Origin of the sequence: Spirilliplanes yamanashiensis (genome assembly GCF_016863475.1) — a bacterium.
Classification (GTDB): Bacteria; Actinomycetota; Actinomycetes; order Mycobacteriales; family Micromonosporaceae; genus Spirilliplanes; species Spirilliplanes yamanashiensis.
Map to the genome: position 1 here is coordinate 150205 of NZ_BOOY01000030.1, position 15243 is coordinate 165447.

At 77.5% G+C, this 15243-nt stretch carries 18 protein-coding genes; 10 read left to right on the forward strand and 8 right to left on the reverse strand.

Features of this window, described 5'->3' with window-relative positions; genetic code table 11:
- Positions 1 to 285 precede the first annotated feature (285 nt).
- The 6 genes from Sya03_RS21585 to Sya03_RS21610 all read left to right on the forward strand — a co-directional run bounded on the left by Sya03_RS21585 (position 286) and on the right by Sya03_RS21610 (position 3775).
- Complete coding sequence (locus tag Sya03_RS21585; protein ID WP_203940178.1) at positions 286 to 702, forward strand: TraR/DksA family transcriptional regulator; 417 nt, start codon at positions 286 to 288, stop codon at positions 700 to 702.
- The gene (locus Sya03_RS21590) at positions 687 to 1904 is read left to right on the forward strand and encodes a PucR family transcriptional regulator (protein ID WP_239107740.1); all 1218 of its coding nucleotides are present in this window, start codon (positions 687 to 689) and stop codon (positions 1902 to 1904) included. The genes Sya03_RS21585 and Sya03_RS21590 overlap by 16 nt, the downstream gene beginning before the upstream one ends.
- Positions 1901 to 2092 (forward strand): hypothetical protein, encoded by a 192-nt coding sequence (locus Sya03_RS21595; RefSeq protein ID WP_203940179.1) that lies wholly within the window; start codon positions 1901 to 1903, stop codon positions 2090 to 2092. Before Sya03_RS21590 ends, Sya03_RS21595 begins: the two co-directional genes overlap by 4 nt.
- Positions 2085 to 2612, forward strand: a complete 528-nt coding sequence (locus Sya03_RS21600) for a DUF488 domain-containing protein (protein WP_203940180.1) — start codon at positions 2085 to 2087, stop codon at positions 2610 to 2612. Before Sya03_RS21595 ends, Sya03_RS21600 begins: the two co-directional genes overlap by 8 nt.
- Positions 2613 to 2720: 108 nt before the next feature.
- Entirely contained in the window at positions 2721 to 3023 is a 303-nt protein-coding gene (locus tag Sya03_RS21605) for a putative quinol monooxygenase (protein WP_203940181.1), read from the forward strand.
- Between the two features lie 47 nt (positions 3024 to 3070).
- Positions 3071 to 3775 carry an AraC family transcriptional regulator gene (locus Sya03_RS21610; protein WP_239107741.1) on the forward strand — a complete coding sequence of 235 codons (705 nt, stop codon included), beginning with the start codon at positions 3071 to 3073 and terminating at the stop codon, positions 3773 to 3775.
- A gap of 8 nt (positions 3776 to 3783) precedes the next feature.
- On the opposite strand, the gene Sya03_RS21615 is transcribed toward Sya03_RS21610, so the two are convergent.
- The gene (locus Sya03_RS21615; RefSeq protein ID WP_203940182.1) at positions 3784 to 5295 is read right to left on the reverse strand and encodes a hypothetical protein; all 1512 of its coding nucleotides are present in this window, start codon (positions 5293 to 5295) and stop codon (positions 3784 to 3786) included.
- 54 nt (positions 5296 to 5349) lie between these two features.
- Positions 5350 to 5817: an SRPBCC family protein gene (locus Sya03_RS21620; protein WP_203940183.1), complete on the reverse strand. Its 468-nt coding sequence runs from the start codon at positions 5815 to 5817 to the stop codon at positions 5350 to 5352.
- A 134-nt stretch (positions 5818 to 5951) separates the two neighbouring features.
- On the opposite strand from Sya03_RS21620, the gene Sya03_RS21625 reads away from it, so the two are divergent.
- The 3 genes from Sya03_RS21625 to Sya03_RS21635 are packed head-to-tail and all read left to right on the forward strand — an operon-like array spanning position 5952 to position 6868.
- Entirely contained in the window at positions 5952 to 6227 is a 276-nt protein-coding gene (locus Sya03_RS21625) for a GlsB/YeaQ/YmgE family stress response membrane protein (RefSeq protein ID WP_203940184.1), read from the forward strand.
- Between the two features lie 6 nt (positions 6228 to 6233).
- A complete protein-coding gene (locus Sya03_RS21630) occupies positions 6234 to 6524 on the forward strand; it encodes a TraR/DksA C4-type zinc finger protein (protein WP_203940185.1) in 291 nt (96 codons plus the stop codon).
- On the forward strand, positions 6521 to 6868 hold the full coding sequence (locus tag Sya03_RS21635; RefSeq protein WP_203940186.1) for an STAS domain-containing protein: 348 nt from the start codon (positions 6521 to 6523) through the stop codon (positions 6866 to 6868). The genes Sya03_RS21630 and Sya03_RS21635 overlap by 4 nt, the downstream gene beginning before the upstream one ends.
- Here the strand turns inward: Sya03_RS21635 and Sya03_RS21640 are convergent.
- Positions 6841 to 7332 carry a CAP domain-containing protein gene (locus Sya03_RS21640; RefSeq protein ID WP_306891876.1) on the reverse strand — a complete coding sequence of 164 codons (492 nt, stop codon included), beginning with the start codon at positions 7330 to 7332 and terminating at the stop codon, positions 6841 to 6843. The two genes, Sya03_RS21635 and Sya03_RS21640, sit on opposite strands and share 28 nt — an antisense overlap.
- Before the next feature lie 203 nt (positions 7333 to 7535).
- Here Sya03_RS21640 and Sya03_RS21645 point away from each other — a divergent pair, with 203 nt between their 5' ends.
- Positions 7536 to 8846, forward strand: a complete 1311-nt coding sequence (locus Sya03_RS21645) for a hypothetical protein (protein WP_203940187.1) — start codon at positions 7536 to 7538, stop codon at positions 8844 to 8846.
- On the opposite strand, the gene Sya03_RS21650 is transcribed toward Sya03_RS21645, so the two are convergent.
- The 5 genes from Sya03_RS21650 to Sya03_RS21670 are packed head-to-tail and all read right to left on the reverse strand — an operon-like array spanning position 8783 to position 15005.
- Complete coding sequence (locus Sya03_RS21650) at positions 8783 to 9670, reverse strand: sulfotransferase domain-containing protein (protein WP_203940188.1); 888 nt, start codon at positions 9668 to 9670, stop codon at positions 8783 to 8785. The two genes, Sya03_RS21645 and Sya03_RS21650, sit on opposite strands and share 64 nt — an antisense overlap.
- Complete coding sequence (locus tag Sya03_RS21655) at positions 9667 to 11115, reverse strand: lipopolysaccharide biosynthesis protein (RefSeq protein WP_203940189.1); 1449 nt, start codon at positions 11113 to 11115, stop codon at positions 9667 to 9669. Before Sya03_RS21655 ends, Sya03_RS21650 begins: the two co-directional genes overlap by 4 nt.
- Positions 11112 to 12437, reverse strand: coding sequence for an O-antigen ligase family protein (locus tag Sya03_RS21660; RefSeq protein ID WP_239107742.1), 1326 nt, complete (start codon positions 12435 to 12437; stop codon positions 11112 to 11114). Before Sya03_RS21660 ends, Sya03_RS21655 begins: the two co-directional genes overlap by 4 nt.
- On the reverse strand, positions 12430 to 13344 hold the full coding sequence (locus Sya03_RS21665; protein ID WP_203940190.1) for a glycosyltransferase family 2 protein: 915 nt from the start codon (positions 13342 to 13344) through the stop codon (positions 12430 to 12432). Before Sya03_RS21665 ends, Sya03_RS21660 begins: the two co-directional genes overlap by 8 nt.
- A complete protein-coding gene (locus Sya03_RS21670; RefSeq protein WP_203940191.1) occupies positions 13341 to 15005 on the reverse strand; it encodes a P-loop NTPase family protein in 1665 nt (554 codons plus the stop codon). Before Sya03_RS21670 ends, Sya03_RS21665 begins: the two co-directional genes overlap by 4 nt.
- Between the last annotated feature and the right edge of the window lie 238 nt (positions 15006 to 15243).

Sequence of the window (15243 nt, forward strand, 5' to 3'; positions counted from 1 at the left end):
CGTGCCGGGCGCGGCCCGGGCCGGGTCAGAGCCGCCGGCGGCGATCCGCGCGCCGCCACGTTGCCGGGCACCGGCAACGACCGCCCCGGCCCAGCCGGTGCCGGGGTACCCGCGCCGGTGGCGATCACCGGCAGCGAACCGGGCGGGGGACACCGTCTTGTTTTCCGGCGACCGGCAAGGTAAGCACGAGTTGTTCTCCGTTCCGGCGCATGGTCGCCGGCCGCCGGCGGGGCGCATGCTGGTCAGGACGTTCCCAGGTCCCGCTGAGCCGGAAGGACACGCGCCATGACGACCTCCGTTCAGCCGCCGCAACGACTGTTCCAGGACACCCTCGAGGAGCGGCACCGCCTGTTCGTGCTGCGGCTCGCCCAGCTCACCGCGTGCAGCCGGCAGCCGGACCGCGGGGGCTACGACCCGGCCGCACTGGACGCGCTGATCGCGTGGGCCCGGCAGGGCGTCAGCGACGCGGCGCTCGCGCTGCAGCGCATGTCGCTGGGCAGCTACGGCGTGTGCGAGGGGTGCGGTTCGGACATCCCGGTCGGGCACCTGCGCAACCGGCCGGAGGCCAGCCACTGCGTGCCGTGCCTGCGCGAGCGGCCGGACCCGGCGGCCACGCCGCGCACCGCGCCGCCGCGCCAGCACCCGCACCGGCACGCGGAGGCGCTGAACACCGGCGACCCCCGGCCGTGGTGGGCCGCCTGACCCGGCGGCCGCCGGTTCCGCCCGCGCCGGGCGTGGCGCCCGCGGACGAGCAGTGGCTCGTCGACGTGGCCCGGGCCGCGAGCCGGGACGCCGGCGGCGTCCCGGTCGAACTGCTCGGCGACTACCTGCCGCTGGTCGCCGAGGCGGCGATCTCCGGCCGGCGGCCGCGCCGCGCCGAGCTGGACGCGGTCGGGCAGCTCGGGCGCCGCGCCGCCGAGCAGGGCGTGTCGGCCGGCCGGGTGGTGCAGCTCTACCTGTCCGCGGCGCGGCGGCTGTGGGAGGACCTGCCCGCGGTCGTCCGCGACCGCGACCGCGCGGCGGTGCGCGCCGCCGCCACGGCGGTCCTGCACGTGGTGGACGCCGCCGTCGCCACGCTGGCCGACGGGTACGCCGCCGCCCGGCGCGACCTGGTCCGCCGCGAGGAGACGCTGCGCCGCGAGCTGATCGACGACCTGCTGCGCGGCGACTCCGACCCGGGCGCGCTGGTCGACCGGGCCGAGCCGTTCGGGCTGGACCTGGCGCGGGTGCACCAGGTGGCGCTGGCCCGCCCCAGCCACCGCCTGCCCGACGCGGACCCCGCCATCACCGCGCTGGAGGCCGTCGTCTTCGACCGCCTCGGCGACCGCGACGTCCTGGTCGCCACCAAGGACGGGCTGCTCGTCGTGGTGGCGCCCACCCCCGGCCGCGCCGACGAGCTGGGCCGGCTGATGCACGGCGAGCTGAGCCGGCTGCCGCACGGACCGCCCTGGCAGGTGTCCGTGGGCCGCGCGCACCCGGGCCTGTACGGCATCGCCCGGTCGTACGAGGAGGCCCGGGAGGCGCTGACGCTGGCGGCGCGGCTGCGCGTCGACGACCCCGTCCTCAACGCCCACGACCTGCTGATCTACCGCGTGCTGCTGCGCGACCAGCCGGCGATCACCGAGCTGGTGCAGGCGGTGCTCGGCCCCCTGGTGGCCGCCCGGGGCGGCGCCGAGCCGCTGCTGGCGACCCTGCACGCGTACGTGGACTCCGGCGCGGTCGCCACCGAGTCGGCCAGGCGGCTGCACGTGTCGGTCCGGACCGTCACGTACCGGCTGCACCGGATCCGGACCCTGACCGGGTACGACCCGGCGGTGCCGGCGCACCGCTTCACCCTGCACGCCGCGGTGCTGGGCGCGCGGGCGCTGGACTGGCCGCGGCAGCCCCTGCCGGAGCAGGGATGACCGGGCCGGTCGACCGGCTGCGCCGCTGGGAGGAGTCCGGGGCGGCGTGGCGCGTGCTCGCCCGCACCCCGGGCGAGCTGGTGATCGCGCTGCTGAGCTGCGACGCCGGCGAGGAGGTGGACCGGCTGCGCTCGGCCGACCCGGCCCTGCGGCGCTACGTCGGCGACCGGGAACGCCACGATGACTGACGCCGCCGCGCTGATCACCGTGGGCCACGGCACCGCGGACCAGGACACGCTGACCGCCCTGCTGCGCGACGCCGGGGTCGCGCGCGTGGCCGACGTGCGCCGCTTCCCCGGCAGCCGGGCCCACCCGCACGTGCGCCGGGAGGCCCTCGAACGGTGGCTGCCCGACGCCGGCATCGGCTACGTGTGGGAGGAGCGGCTGGGCGGCCGCCGCCGGCTCGCGCCGGACTCCCCCGACCACTGGTGGACGGTCGACGCGTTCCGCGCGTACGCCGGCCACATGCGCACCCCGGAGTTCCGCGCCGCCGCCGGCGAGCTGCTGGCGGCCGGCCCGCCGACCGCGGTGCTGTGCAGCGAGAGCGTGTGGTGGCGGTGTCACCGCCGGCTCATCGCCGACCACGTCACCCTCGTGCTCGGGATCCCGGTGCGGCACCTGAGCCACGCCGGGCGGCTCACCGGCCACGTCGTAGCGGCGGGCGCCCGGCTCGACGGCGACGCCGGGATCGTCTACGACCACCCGTGAGGGGCACGTGACCGATCGCAGCGTGAACGCGTCCGGCCGGCGGCAGCCGCACCCGGCCCCGCGGCGCGACGATCGAGGCGTCCCGCACGCCCGACCCAGGAGGACCCCGTGCTCATCGCCATCGTCGACCTCGCCACCACCGGCGCCGACCGCCCCGCCGCGCTCGCCCAGCTCGACCGCGAGTCCGGCCCGGTCCGGGCCATGCCCGGCAACGCGGCGTTCCGCGTCTACGCCGCCCGCGACGACGACACCCGCATCACCGTCGTGCACGAGTGGGCCGACGAGGCGTCGTTCGCCGGCTACCTGGCCTCCGACGCGTTCGCCCGCTCCGGCGCCGTCCTGCGGCCCCTGCTCACCGGGCCGCCGGTGAGCCGGCGCTTCCACGCCGAGCTGCTGGAGACGGTCCGCTGACCGGCGCCGCGGCGTACAGCTTCGTCCGCACCTTCGACCCCGAGCCGGTGCGCGAGCTGCGCGTCGACCGGCACTACCTGCTCTGCGCCTCCGCCGGCACGCTGCGGCTGGAGGCGCAGGGCCAGGCGTGGCTGCTGCCGCCGGCCCGGGCCGCCCTGATCGCGGCGGGCCACCCGGTCCAGGTGAGCATCCCGCGGCCCGCCACGACCGCGTCGGTGCTGTTCGACACCGCGTTCGCCCCGCCGCCGCCCGCGCCGCTGACCGTGTTCGACCTCAGCCCGCTGGCGCAGGCCCTGGTGGCCGGGTGCGCCGGGTGGCGGGCGGCCGACGAGCCGCTCACGGCGTACGCCGAGGCCCTGTTCCGGGCGCTGGCCGCGGTGACCTGGCGCCTCGCCGAGCGGCCCAGCCCCGTCGTGGTGCCGGCCGGGCGGTCACCGGAGCTGCGCCGGGCGCTGCGGCTGACCGGGGAGCGCCTCGGCGAGCAGGTCCGCTTCGAGGACGTGGCGGCCGCCGTCGGCCTGGCGCCGCGCTCGCTCGCCCGGCGCTTCGAGGACGAGACCGGCATGACGTGGCGGGCGGTGCTGCGCCGCATGCGGATCCTGCGCGCCGTCGAGGAGCTCGCCGCCGGCGACACCCCGGTCACCGCGATCGCGTTCGGGGTCGGCTACACGTCGCTGTCGGCGTTCAACGCGGCGTTCCGGGAGCTGACCGGCCGCACCCCGACGGCGTACCGGGCGAGCTTCCGGCCCTGACCGGGCGCTCAGCGCGGCACGTGCTGCACGGCCACCACGCCGGGCGTCGCCATCAGCTCGGCGGCCAGCCCGGCGAACAGGCCCGGGCTGGCCAGATCGACGGTCCAGTGCCGGGGCAGTGCGTCGGCGACCCGCGCGTCGGGCCGGCCGCGGCGGCAGTACGCGGCCAGGAAATCGGCCGACCGGGAGTCCCCGGCGAAGCTCTGGCTGCCGCCCATCCCGCGCCAGATCGCCGCCTCGGCCAAATTGCGCTGGTCGTCGGTGGCCTGCGGGTCGAGGAAGACCCGGGCCCGGTAGCTCAGCCGCGCGCTCGGCGGGTCGGCCACCCCGGCCGGCGCCGACGGCGTGCACGACCCGGGGACGACGTGCAGCCCCATGACGCCGACGACCCCGGCCCCCAGCACCGCCACCGCGACCCCGCCCAGGGCGACGGCCGCCCGCGGCCGCCCCGCCACCGCCCGCCGCCACCGCCCGGCCCACGCCGGCGCCCGGGGCGGCCGGCGCGCCGCCGCGGCCAGGACCAGCAGCGCCGCCACGACACCCGCCGTCGCCGCCGGCGTCGCCAGCGCGTAGCCGAGCCCGTCGGCGCCCGGCGCGGCGGTCTCGTCGGCCGGCCCGCCCGGCGTCGCCGCCGGCAGCCCGGCGGGAACCACGAACAGCACGCCGAGCACCGCGCCCCCGGCGGCGAGCAGGCTCAGGCCCGGACGGGCCTGCAGGCTCCGGCTCACCCACCCGGTCAGCAGCCAGGCGAGCAGCGCGCCGGGCAGGAAACCCAGCCAGGTCACCGCCGCCAGCCACGACGGCGGCTCCTGCCACAGGTAGTACATGGCCCGGCCGTCACCGTCGTACGCCGGGCGCCCCGGCCAGTACGTGCCGGAGAACCGCAGCCCCAGCTCGCCGCGCCGCGCCGTGAACCCCGCCGCCGCGTCGCCCGGCTGCGCGCCCACGACGCCGGTCCGGTCGAGCGGCGGGTCGACACCCGTCACGGTCCACCCGGCCGCCTCCAGCCGGGCCCGCACCCCCGCCGCGTACCCGGCGACGTCCCGGGTGGCCGCGGTGTGCCGCACCCACGACACGGCGTACCCGTACTCCAGCCCCTCGCCGTCGCTCTGGCTGACGATCTTCTCGGCGTCGCCGCCGCCCCACACCGCGAGCCCCGGGAACACCGTCCCGCTGATGCCGGCCGCCTCGGCCCCGGCGGGCAGCGGCCCGACCGCCTGCCACCCCAGCCGGCTGACGCCCGCGGCGCCGAGCAGCCCGCCGGCCAGCGCCACGAACACCGCCAGCACGACGACCCCCCGGCTCCACGGCCGGCCGAGCCGGGCCCGGCCGCCGTGCCGCAGCAGGTTCACAACCTCCCGCACCGCGGGCCGCCGCCGGCCGGGCGGCGCGGTCTCGACGAGCGTGTCCAGCAGCTCGTCCCGCCGCGGCCCGGGCGGATAGGCGGCCCGCAGGAGCCGGCGGTACGCGCGGACCAGCCGGGGGTCGCCGCGCCGGGGTTCGCCTGAGGGGTGTGCCATCGGGCCAATATAAAGGTCATCTGACTATCAGGCCAGACCCCCGCGGCCCAGGGGTCAGCCGGTCGCTTCGACGTGCGCCGCCAGGTTGGCCAGCGACGACGCGATCGCCTCCTCGTGGACCGCCTGGTCGATGCCGGCGGGCACGCCCGTGGCGGTGACGGTCACGTCGGTGCCCGGGCCGGCGGCGGTCAGGTGCCAGGTCATCGTCATGGTGCCCGCGTACGCCGGGTCGTCGGCCTCGAAGACGGCCTCCTGCACCACCCGTTCGCCGGGCACCAGTTCGGCGAAGCCGACGTCGACGACGTCGGTGTCGGCCGTGGTCTTGCCGGGGCCGCCGGCGGCGTCGGGGTAGGTGAGGATCATCCGGAAGCCGCCGCCGGGGCGGGGGTCCCACCGCTCGATCCGGCCGCGCATGCCCTCCGGGGGGAGCCACGCCTCGAGCGCGCGGGGGTCGAGCAGGGCGCCGTAGACGGCCGCCGGCGGGGCGGCGATGGTCCGGCCGGCGCGGTCGATGCGGTCCATGGGCCGAACGGTACGCGGGCGCATCCGTCGGGCGCGCGGCGCGCCGGCTTGTCACCGGACTGTCATGGCATCGCGGGACCGCCTCCATGCGCGCGACGGACCGTCGAGTGACGCCAACCGGAAGGACAACTCCCGTGACCGTCACCGGCATCATCACCGCACTCGTCGTCGGCCTGATCGTCGGCGCCCTCGGACGCCTCGCCGTCCCCGGCCGGCAGAACCTGCCGGTCTGGCTGACGATCCTCATCGGCGTCGTCGCCGCGCTCACCGGGACCGTCGTGGCGCGCCTGGCGGGCATCGAGCCGTCCGGCTTCAGCCTGCTGACGCTGCTCATCCAGGTGGGCCTCGCCGCCCTGGCCGTGTTCGCCGTCACCCGGTCCACCGGGCGGCGCCGGGCCGGGACCCGCTGAGCCGTCGTGGGCGCCCACCACGAGGACCGCCGGCATCCCGCCGCCACCCTGCTGGGTCAGATGCTGCTCGACGAGCTGCGCGTCGCCACCTGCGAACGGGACCGGCACGACGCCGCGGCGTCGCTCGCCGCGGCCGGGCGGGCCGCCGACGCGGCCGCGGCGCTGCAGCGTCTCGCGGACGGCACGTTCGGCCGGTGTGTGCGGTGCGGGTCGCCGATCCCGCTGTGGCGGCTGCGGGCCCGGCCCGGCGTGCGCGACTGCACCGGCTGCGCGGCGGCGGGCGGGCGGCGGCCGTGAGCTTGCGGTTCGAGGGGCGGCTGGCGGTGCTCGGGGTCGCCGGCGAGGTCGACCTGGCCACCGTGGACGAGCTGGTGGCCGCGATGCGCCGGTGCCTGACCGACGACCGGGTCTCGGGCCTGGTGGTCCGGCTCGACGAGGTCACGTTCCTGGACTGCGCGGGGATCTCGGCGCTGCTGACCGCCCGGCGCGCCGCCCTGGGCACGGGGCGCCGGTTCCACGTCGCCGGCGCCCGGGGTCAGGTCCGCCGGGTGCTGTGCCTGACCGGCACGCTCGAACCCCTGGCCGGCGGCCCGGCGCCCGCCCGCGGCGGGCGTCAGCGCCAGCCGAAGACCTGGGTGTAGTACGCCTGGCCGCGGGCGTTGTACACGACGCCGACGCCGACGGCCTTGGCGTTGCAGTTGAGCAGGTTGCGGCGGTGGCCGGGGCTGGCCAGCCAGGCGTGGATGGCCTTGGCGGCGGTGGGCTGGCCCCAGGCGATGTTCTCCGACAGCGGCGCGGCGTAGCCGTGGTACTTGGCCCGGGCGCCGAAGGTGGAACCGTTGAGGCCGGTGTGGGAGAAGCGGGCGGTGCGGGCCATGTGGGCGCTGTGGCCGCGGGCGGCACGCACCAGGCGGGCGTCGACGCGCAGCGGCGTGCCGCAGCCGGCCGCCTTGCGCTGGTAGTTGGTGTAGCCGACGACCTGCTGCTCGAGGGTCTGCGTCGAGGTCAGGGCGGCGCTGGCGGGCGAGGCGAGCATCAGCACACCGAACAGCGCGGCGGGGACCAGGGCGAGGAAGGCGAGGCGGCGGGTCGTCGTCGTCAGCAACAGGCTGGCCCTTTCGGTCGCGTCCCGGCGATGGTCTCGCCCGGCTCCGCCCATCTGTTCGGCCCCGGCCGGCGATCCTCGGGTGTCCCGCGGGCGGTGTTGGGGTGCAAGCCGGTTCCGCCCGCGGATTCCCTCATGCCGCTCACCCGGTACAACGAGGCGGACCGCCGCGGGCTGTTGTGCGCCGTCCCTACGATCGGCCCGTGCCCGCGCCCCGGACGTCCGCCCGCCGCCGGGTGGGCCGGGCCGCCGCGTGCCTGGTCACGCTGGCCGCCGTGCTGGGCGTCGTCCGCCTGGCGCTGCCCGCCGACGGGCCGCCGGCGGGGGTGGACCGCCAGCTGGCGTTCCTGCGGGCGGCTCTCGACGACGGCGCCGGCGAGCGGGCCCAGCGGCAGTTCCCGGAGGGCTACTTCTTCCTGCACGCCCTGTACGGCCTGAGCCGGGTGGAGCTGGGCCTGCGGGAGCCCGCCGACCAGCGCGCCGAAGCGCTGCGGGAGGCCCGGTGGGCGCTGGGGCGGCTGGACGCGCCGGCCGGGCGGGCCCCGTTCGACCCGGGCCTGACGCCGGCCCACGGCGTGTTCTACCGCGGCTGGACGAACTGGCTGCGCGGCGGCGTGCTGAGCCTGCAGCCGGCCGGCTCGCGCGACCTTGCGGAGGTGCGCCGGTTCGCCGACGACTCCGCGGCCCTGGCCGCCGCGTTCGGGGCGGCGCCGTCGCCGTTCCTGGCCGCATACCCGGGTCAGGCGTGGCCGGTGGACTCGACCGTCGCGGTGGCGTCGCTGCGGCTGCACGACGCGCTGCTGCCGCCGCGGTTCGCCGGCACCGTCGCGCGGTGGCTGGCGGGCGTGCGGCAGCGGCTCGACCCGGCCACCGGGCTGCTGCCGCACCGGGTGGACGTGGCGACCGGCGCGGTGCTCGACGGGGCGCGGGGCAGCTCGCAGGCGATGATCCAGCGGTTCCTCGCCGACATCGACCCGGGGTTCGCCGCCGGGCAGTACCGCACCTTCCGGGACCGGTACGTCGCCGTCCCGCTCGGGCTGGGGCCGGCGGTGCGGGAGTACCCGCACGGCGTGGACGGCCCCGGCGACGTCGACTCGGGGCCGCTGCTGCTGGGCGTCAGCCTGTCGGCGACCGTGGTGACGGTGGGCGCGGCCCGGGTGCACGGCGACGCCCGGCTGGCCGGGGCGCTGGCCCGCTACGGCGAGGTGGCGGGCCTGCCGGTGGACACGCCCCGCACCAAGCGGTACGCCCTCGGCCTGGTGCCGATCGGCGACGCGTTCCTGGCCTGGTCGAAGACCGCCCGGCCGTGGGTGGCGCCGACCCCGGCGCCGCCGCCCGCCACGCTGCCGGCGTGGTGGTGGGCGCCGCTGCTGGGCCTGCTCGCCGCGGCCGGGCTCGCGCCGTGGCTACCGGCCCTGGCGCGCCGGGCCCGCCGGTCGCGGGTGGACGGTCAGGACCAGTCGAACGTCATGCCGAGGCGGTCCTGGAGGGCCGCGTTGTGGGGCGCGAAGTAGGCGCTCAGCTCGGCCCGGATCGCCGGGTCCATGGCGGAGCTGCGCCGCCCGTTGTGCACCTCGAACGCGGCGGGCGCGTGCGGCGGCAGGTCGAGGAAGCGCAGCACCTCGGCGTAGGTGGCGGCGGGCTCGCGGTACAACGTCTCGCTGGCCAGCACCAGCAGCTGCCCGGCGTCGAACCGGTCCAGCCACGGCGTCAGGTGCTCCAGGTAGCGGCCGCGGGCCCGGTAGGTCCACCAGTCGTACGGTTCGCTGACGTACCCCGGGTCGGCGATCAGCCGTTCCCGCTCCCCCGCCGTGCGCTCCGGCTCGGCGGCGAGCGCGGCGGCGAAGTCGAGCGGCTCCCGGCCCTCGGTGCGGCGCTCCTTCCAGTGCGAGTACGCCCGCTCCACCGGGTCGCGCAGCAGCACGATGAGCCGCACGTCCGGCATCAGCGCGGCGACCCGCTGCGCGGCGAGGGGGTGGAACATGTACAGCGGCGCCGCCTCACCGGCCCGGACCGGCCCGCCGTGCCGGCGCTGCAGGGCGGCGCGCCGCCGCTCGGTCGGGAAGTGCGAGCGGTACCACGCCTCGCCGCGGGTGAAGTTCTCCTCGAAGTAGTGCGCGGACTTGGTGTTCCAGGCCGGGAACAGCCGCGGCACCAGCGGGTGCTCCAGCAGGTAGTTCCACAGTGACGTGGTGCCGCCGCGCTTGGTGCCGATGATGAGGAAGTCGGGCAGCGGGCGCGCGGCGCTGGTGCGCTCGCCGTAGCGGACCAGCGCGCGCTGCACCCGGGCGCGCACGCCGGGCGGCGCCATCGTCTTGACGCGGTCGCGCAGGCTCATGCCGGTCTCCTGATCGTTCGGGCGAGGGCGCGCACCGCCGGGTGCAGCGCCGACGCGGCGACGGTGAGCAGCAGCAGCCCGGTGGTGACGGCCAGGCCGGTGACGCCGCGCCCGGCGACGGCCGCGACGGCGCCGGCGAGCAGCAGGGTGCCGCCGCCGGCCAGCAGCGCGGTCCGGGCGATCGTGCGGTCCCACAGGCCCTGCCCCAGCACGGCGCGGGCGGCGACGGCGGCGAGCGCGTTCTCGGCGACGATGCCGGCGGTCCACGCGACGGCCGCGCCGAGCGCGCCGTGGCGCGGCACGAGCACCAGGCTGAGCGCGACGGTGAGCGCCAGCCCGGCCGCGGTCGCCAGCAGGTGCCGCCCGCTGCGCCCGCCCATCAGCAGCACGGTCTGCACGATCCCGACGCCGGCGTTGACGGCCATGGCGGCGCAGAGCAGCGCCATGGCCGGGGCGCCGGCGGTGAACTCCGCGCCGAACAGCTGCAGGAAGCCCGGCGCGAACACGCCGAGAACCGCGAACCCGGGCCAGGACAGCGCGACGATCGCCGTGGTCGTCCGGCGGTACACCGCGGCGGCCGCGGCCCGCCGGTCGTCGCCAAGCAGGCGGGACAGCCGCGGCGCGACCGCCACCCGCAGGCCGTGCATGACGAGCAGGCCGGCGAGCACGTACCGGCCGACCGCGCCGAACAGCCCGGCCTGCGCGTCGCCGGCGAGGGCGGCGGTGAGCAGCACGCCGACCCACATGCCGCCCGCGTCGATGGCCGCGGACACCCCGCGCGGCCCGGCGAACGACCAGAACGTGCGCCAGTCGGCCGGGGCGGGGCGCAGGGCCGCGCCGCGGCCGAGGGCGAGCGGGCCGGCCAGCAGCGCCGCCGCGGCGACCGCCGCGACCGCGGCCGGCAGCAGCCAGCCCGCGAAGGCGGCGCCCACCCCGGCCCCGGCGGCGAGCACCCCGCCGACCAGCGCCGGCCGGGCCACCGGCACGAACACCGACTGCACCGCCACGTACGCGCCGACGGGCCGCACCGCCCGCACGGCGGCCAGCAGCACGGTCGCCGCCACGACGACCGGGACGGCCGCGAACGCGGGGCGCAGCGGCGCGGGCCCGGCCGCGGCGCCCACCGCGGCGACGGCGGCGGCCGCCAGCAGGGCAGGCAGCAGGGCGACGGGCAGCAGGCGGGCCGCGTCGCCGTCCGCGCCGGTCCGGCGCCGGGGCAGCGCCCACACCAGCGCCGTGTCCGCGCCGGCGCAGCAGACCGCGGCGGCGATGGTGACGACGGCGATCGCGGTGAACAGCTCGCCGGAGCCGGCGGCGCCGAGCCCCCGGACGATCACCATGGTGAGCACGAAGCCGGCCGCCCCGCTGACGGCGGCGCCGGCCAGCCCGGCCGCTCCGCCGCGCACGCCGGGGCGGGCGGGTGCGGCCGCGCCGGCCGCCGTCACCGGGCCGCGCCGTTCACGGCGACCGGTCGCGGGCCGAGCGGGCGGGACTCCCGGTTGACCGGGCCGTCCACCGCGGCGAGGCCCGCGCCCACGGCGAAGAAGATGATCGACAGGTTCGGGTCGACGTAGCCGTACACCGGGATGATCGACAGGGCGATCACCGGCACCGTGCTCAGCCACTGCCCGGACAGCGACACGGCGGCGGCGAGGCGGCGGGCGACGAACAGCAGCCACAGCAGGAAGACGGCCAGCGCCGGCAGGCCGTGGCTGAACATGACGTTCCACAGCATGCCCTGGGTGCCCAGCGGCTCGGCGGACAGCGTGGTGTCGACGGCGGTGGGCCCGCCGTAGCCGAGCAGGGGCGACCGGAGCACCGCCTGCCACGTGTGCACGTACAGGTCGAGGCGGTCGACGTTGGTGTCGGTGGTGCTGACCCGCTCGGCGATCCGCTCCTGGACGGGCACGACGAGGCTGAACAGGTAGAACAGCAGGACCACGACGCCGATCGAGGCGATCGGGCGGGCGCTGCCGCGCAGCAGGGCGCGCCCGGCGAGGTACACCATGCCGATGCCCAGGCCCAGGAACATGCCGCGGTTGAGGGTCATGAACGCCGGCACCACCGACAGCGGCAGCGACACCAGCAGCACGACGCGCAGCGCCCCGGCGCGCACCGAGGTCAGGTACGCCAGCACGCAGGGCAGCAGCAGCGCGTACGCCGTCCCCCAGTTGTTGGTGTGCGGGTACGGCGCGGAGGTGCGGTAGATCGGCGCCCGGGAGAGCAGGTTGAACTCGTTGCTGCGCACGTGCACCAGCGACTGCAGGTACCGGGTCTCGGCCAGCTCCCGCGGCAGCAGCAGCTCCACCGGGGTGGTCAGGGCGAACGTCGGCACCAGCACGCCGAGCCAGCCGAGCGCGACGAGCGACAGCCAGCACAGGGCGAGCGGGCGCAGCAGGCGGTGCCAGGGCGTGCCCTCGCGCGCCACGTTGTAGACGTAGACGGCGACGACCAGCGCGGTCACCAGGAAGCCGACCCGCAGGGCGTAGGACAGGTACGCCGTCGGCCGGTCGATGCGCACGACGCTGAGCAGCACCAGGGCGAGGAACAGCCCCCACAGCGCGGCGCCCGGCGGCAGGGCGATCCGCCCGCGGGTCAGCAGGACGGCGAGCAGCACCGCGCCGAGCACCGACCAGCCGAGGTAGAACGCGCCCAGCGCCCACCAGAGCGGCACGAGCCCGAACATCAGCACGAGCGGCCAGGTGGGCAGCGGCACCGGCGGCACCGGCGCCACCGGTGGCGCCACCCGGCGGGCCGGGTCAGACACCGCGGCCCTGACGCTGCGCCATGGCCAGGACCCGTTCGCCCGACAGCACGCCGAGCAGCACCGGCACGGTGGCCAGGATGCGCTTCTCCACCGGGTTGAGCCGCAGCACCCGCAGCAGCTCGCGCAGCGCCTCGCGCCGCCGGTGGCCGGAGGCGAGGGCGAACGCGATCTGGCCGTGGATGCGGGCCAGCCCGCTGCGGCTGCGGGCCAGCTCGGGGTGGCGCCGCAGCAGGTAGCGCTGCGCCTCGACGATCATCGCCCAGCGGCCGAAGAAGAACGAGCCGCCGTGCCAGTCGACGATCACCAGGACCTGCGGGGCCATGACGATCGGCCCGTGCGCCGCGACGCGCAGCAGCCACTCGTAGTCCTCGCCGTACCCGCCGGGGATGTTCTCGTCGACGTCGCCGACGGCGGCCCAGGTCTCCCGGCGCACCACGACCGTGCTGGAGTGCACCTCCATGACCCGGTCGGCGAGCAGGTCGGCGAGCACGACCCGGTCGCGGCCGAGGACCCGGTCACGGGTGAAGCCGGGCCCCTGCAGGCGGATGCCGCAGCCGGCGGCGGCCGCGCCGGGGTGCGCGCGCAGCAGCTCGACCTGGTGCCGCAGCTTGTCCGGCAGCCACACGTCGTCGTCGTCGCAGAAGGCGATGAGCTCGCCGGTGGAGCGCTCGGCCCCGGTGTTCCGGCCGCCGGGCAGGCCCTGCCGGTGGGTGTTGGTGGCGTACGCCAGGCTCCGCCCGGGCCCTGGGGTGAGGTCGAGGGTCCGGACGTCGACGTGGTCGTACACGACGACGCACTCGATCTCGCCGGGGTAGTCCTGGGCGAGCACCGCGGCGACGGCCCGGTCCAGCAGGCCGGGGCGGTCGCACGTCGCCACCACGACGGAGACGCGCGGGTGGCCGGTCACGGCCGCACCCCGGTCAGCACCACGCCGAGCAGCGGCACGCCGGCGGCGCGGACCCGGTCGGCGAGGCGGGTGAGCGCGGTCGCCCGGGTGCGGTCGCACGCGGCGACGAGGACCGCGGCGCCGCTGCGGGCCGCCCAGACCCCGCGGTCGTCCTCGTCGGCGGGCGGGCCGTCCAGGACGATCAGCTGTTCGGGGTTGTCGGTCTCCAGCGGGCCCAGCCGGACGCTGCCGGAGCCGATGTACAGCAGGTCGGCCTCGTCGCGGACCGGGACGGCGGCGCGGCCGGCCGGCGCGGCGGGCCGGGGCCCGGCCGGCACGTCCGGTGCGGCGGGCGCGGCGGAGACGTCGGGGGCGAGCAGCGTGGTGGTCGTGGCGCCGCCGCCGTTCACGGCGCTCAGGCCCACCGGCGCGCTCATCTTGCCGAGCCGGCCGTTGCGGTCGCCGTCCGGCGCCTGCAGGTTGCGCTCGGCGATCGGCGCGGCGGGCACCGAGCGCGGCACCCGGTGCCGGGTGATGACCGGCGGCACCCGGCGCTGGGCGGCGAGCAGCAGGGCGTGCAGCTCGTCGGCCACGTCGTCGGTGCCGCCGAGGTAGACCTCGTGGCCGGCCTCGGCGAGCGCGGCGGCCAGCCCGGCGCTGATTTCGGGGCGGCCCTCGCCGGGCCGGTCTGACAGCACGACCAGCGGCCGGCCGGGCTGGCCCTCGGTCCAGGTGGCGACGGACAGGGCCAGGTAGCGCATGTCGGTGCCGGTGCCGTCCCGGCCGCGCCGGCCGGGCCGCTGGACGCTGCCGAGCAGCGGGGCGCCGGTGGCGTCGGCGGCCTCGGCGGCCGAGCGCAGCCGCCGGTCGAGCGACTCGCGCACGAACGCGACGACGACGCCGAGCACCAGGCCGCCGAGCAGGGTGGCGAGCACGTACAGCGGGGCGCCGTCGCGGCTGGACGGCAGCGGCTCGCGGGCGGCGTTGGTGACCACGCCGGGGCTGAGGTCGGCGGAGGCCACCTTCGAGCGCTGCTCGGCGAGGGTGGCCAGCTGGTCGTTGAGCGAGCGCATCTGGTCGAGCAGGGCGTTGGCGCGCGGCGACGTCTGGTCGGAGCTGATGGTGCCCGGCAGGTCGGCCTGGGCGCGCCGGCGCTGGGTGGTGACCGCCGCGATCGTGGCGTCGTAGGACTTGAGCACGGCGGTGCGCTGGCCGTCGTACATGGCCTGGCGCACCCGCAGGTACGTCTGGGCGGCGGTGTTCGCGCCGGTCACCGCCTCGGCCTGGCTGCCGCCGTCGAAGCTGAAGCGCAGCACCTGCCCGCCGACCGGGTTCTCGACGAGCAGCGCGGCGGACACGTCGGCCGCGTCCAGGCCGGTGGCGGTGGCCACCCGGTCGATGACGTCGTTGCCGGTGGCGATGCCGTTCTCGGCGGTCATGTTGACCGCCCGGTCCGCGCCGCTGTTGGGCAGGGAGAACGGGTCGGTCACGACGGGGCGGACGACCACGACGGTGGTGGCGGTCCAGGTGGCCGGCGCGAGGAGGAGGTAGGCGGCCGCGCCGAGGTTCACCAGCAGCGTCGTGGCGACCACCTCGCGCCAGCGGCGCAGCGGGATCCGCGCGAGCTCGCCGATCCCGACCGGGCGGCCGTGCGCTCCGGCGGCGGCGTCCGTCACGTCCATCAGGCGGTTCCCTCTCAGCCGGTCGGCGCAGGCGTCCGGACGCAGTGCGTCAAACCCGCAATGTAACTATCGGTAATCGACGAAGTGGCTACATCGGCCGAACGTGTGCTGATTTGACCGCATTTCCAGTGCGGAACGCCCGAACGAGCCGAACCAGGCACGGACGTGCTGTTACGGGACGTGACGACCGGCACAGGCACCGACGGGCCGCCGCCGCCGGAAGGGGCGGCGGCGGCCC

Coding starts and splice junctions, on each gene's coding strand:
- Sya03_RS21650 (WP_203940188.1), bottom strand. CDS start 9,670: ATGAGCCTGCGCGACCGCGTCAAGACGATGGCGCCGCCCGGCGTGCGC.
- Sya03_RS21600 (WP_203940180.1), top strand. CDS start 2,085: ATGACTGACGCCGCCGCGCTGATCACCGTGGGCCACGGCACCGCGGAC.
- Sya03_RS21585 (WP_203940178.1), top strand. CDS start 286: ATGACGACCTCCGTTCAGCCGCCGCAACGACTGTTCCAGGACACCCTC.
- Sya03_RS21595 (WP_203940179.1), top strand. CDS start 1,901: ATGACCGGGCCGGTCGACCGGCTGCGCCGCTGGGAGGAGTCCGGGGCG.
- Sya03_RS21615 (WP_203940182.1), bottom strand. CDS start 5,295: ATGGCACACCCCTCAGGCGAACCCCGGCGCGGCGACCCCCGGCTGGTC.
- Sya03_RS21620 (WP_203940183.1), bottom strand. CDS start 5,817: ATGGACCGCATCGACCGCGCCGGCCGGACCATCGCCGCCCCGCCGGCG.
- Sya03_RS21670 (WP_203940191.1), bottom strand. CDS start 15,005: ATGGACGTGACGGACGCCGCCGCCGGAGCGCACGGCCGCCCGGTCGGG.